Annotated in this window: 3 protein-coding genes; all 3 read left to right on the forward strand. The window is 46.3% G+C overall.

Annotated elements, in window-relative coordinates:
• A partial coding sequence (locus tag AB6E08_RS23235) for a phage protein Gp27 family protein (protein ID WP_372160344.1) occupies nucleotides 1-179 on the forward strand: 179 nt, incomplete at its 5' end.
• On the forward strand, nucleotides 179-385 hold the full coding sequence (locus AB6E08_RS23240) for a hypothetical protein (protein WP_102367786.1): 207 nt from the start codon (nucleotides 179-181) through the stop codon (nucleotides 383-385). The genes AB6E08_RS23235 and AB6E08_RS23240, both read left to right, overlap by 1 nt.
• A gap of 5 nt (nucleotides 386-390) precedes the next feature.
• The coding region (locus AB6E08_RS23245; protein ID WP_372160342.1) for a terminase large subunit domain-containing protein at nucleotides 391-1666 on the forward strand (1276 nt) is incomplete at its 3' end.

Here is a 1666-nt window from a genome sequence, read left to right on the forward strand (position 1 = left end):
TCGCTTTGGTTATTCAACGTATCGAGCAAGCCTCAATGGTGAGCCATAAGGTTGAGAAAGAAATACGTGCAGCATTTGCGGCAGAAGTGGCCGATGCAACTGAAGCCATTGTGAAGCAGGCTGGCGTGACCGCTGAAACCATTCAAGACATTAAGAAAGGCATATTGGGGATTGCATAATGGGAATTAAGAAACCGACACCACCGAAGATACTTCAGTATTTTAAATACTTGCATTTACCTGATCGTTTACAAACGGTCAGCAAACCCTTCAATGAGTTGGCTTACTTAATAGCTGAAGACCTACCTGATAATGAAGAGCGTGAAATCGCATTAAGAAAGCTGTTAGAAGCTAAAGATTGCGCCGTTCGTGCAATGCTTGGATAACGCTGATGGAAAATGAAACCACATCACAAAGTCGCAGTGCGATCTTGTCTGGCGAGTTTGATAAGAATGATGTATTGCTGCCTTATCAAAAGCGCTGGATAGCGGATGACTCTCAATTAAAGATTGCAGAGAAAAGCCGACGAACAGGCGTGACATGGGCAGAAGCGGCAGACTCAGCATTGAGTGCTGCCGCCTCTGCTAGTGCAGGCGGTGAAGATGTCTTCTATGTTGGTTCAACCAAAGACATGGCACGAGAGTTTATTGATGCTGTCTCGATGTGGGCCAAAGCTTACAGCTGCGCGTGTGATGATGTCAGTGAAGAAGTCTTCGAGAATGAAGATAAAGACATTCTGACTTACGTGATCAACTTTGCGTCTGGTTTCAAAGTCAAAGCTCTATCAAGTAACCCTTCTAACCTGCGTGGTATGCAGGGCACGGTTATCATCGATGAAGCGGCCTTCCATGAACGATTAGCCGAAGTGCTAAAAGCGGCCCTTGCATTAACCATGTGGGGTTCAAAGGTTCGCTTAATCAGTACCCATAACGGCATCGAGAATTTATTCAACACCCTAATTCAAGACAGTCGTGCAGGTAAAAAGCGTTACTCGATCCACACCATCACCTTAGATAACGCTTGCGAACAAGGGCTATACAAACGTATATGCCAGGTTAAGAAGACACCTTGGACGCAAGAACTCGAAGATGAATGGAAAGCGAACCTGCTTCGTGACACGGCCACCGAAGAAGATGCACTTGAAGAGTATCAATGTGTGCCGAAGAATGGCGGTGGTGCTTACATTAGTCGTGGCTTGCGTGAACGTGCTGCACGGTTAGATGGCCCAGTATTAAGCTTCACTGGTTCTAAGGCGTTTAACGAAGCGAAAGAGCACATCCGTGAAGCTGAGATGAAAGAGTGGTTAGAAGAACACGTTCAGCCAGAACTCGATAAGCTCGATCCTAAACTTCGTCATTCACTAGGAGAAGATTTCGCGCGTTCTGGAGACTTAACTGTTTACGCACCAATAGCGGTTCATAACAACACAACGCGAGAAGTCCCATTTTTATTAGAGCTTGGTAACGTGCCATTCAAGCAGCAAGAACAAGCCCTCTACTATATATGTGATCAACTGCCGCGCCGTGATGGTATTTATCTCGATGCACGTGGTAATGGCCAGTACCTAGCCGAACAAGCCCGATACGAGTACGGCGAAGAAGTGGTTGAGGTCATGCTCTCTGTGGGTTACTACCGCGAGAACATGCCTTCATTTAAAGCTGCGTTTG

It is taken from the genome of Vibrio sp. 10N.247.310.24 (assembly GCF_041467175.1).
Taxonomy (GTDB): Bacteria; Pseudomonadota; Gammaproteobacteria; order Enterobacterales; family Vibrionaceae; genus Vibrio; species Vibrio tasmaniensis_A.

What these genes read in the sequence shown, in the direction of transcription:
- AB6E08_RS23240 (WP_102367786.1), top strand. Translation starts at nt 179, where the DNA reads ATGGGAATTAAGAAACCGACACCACCGAAGATACTTCAGTATTTTAAA.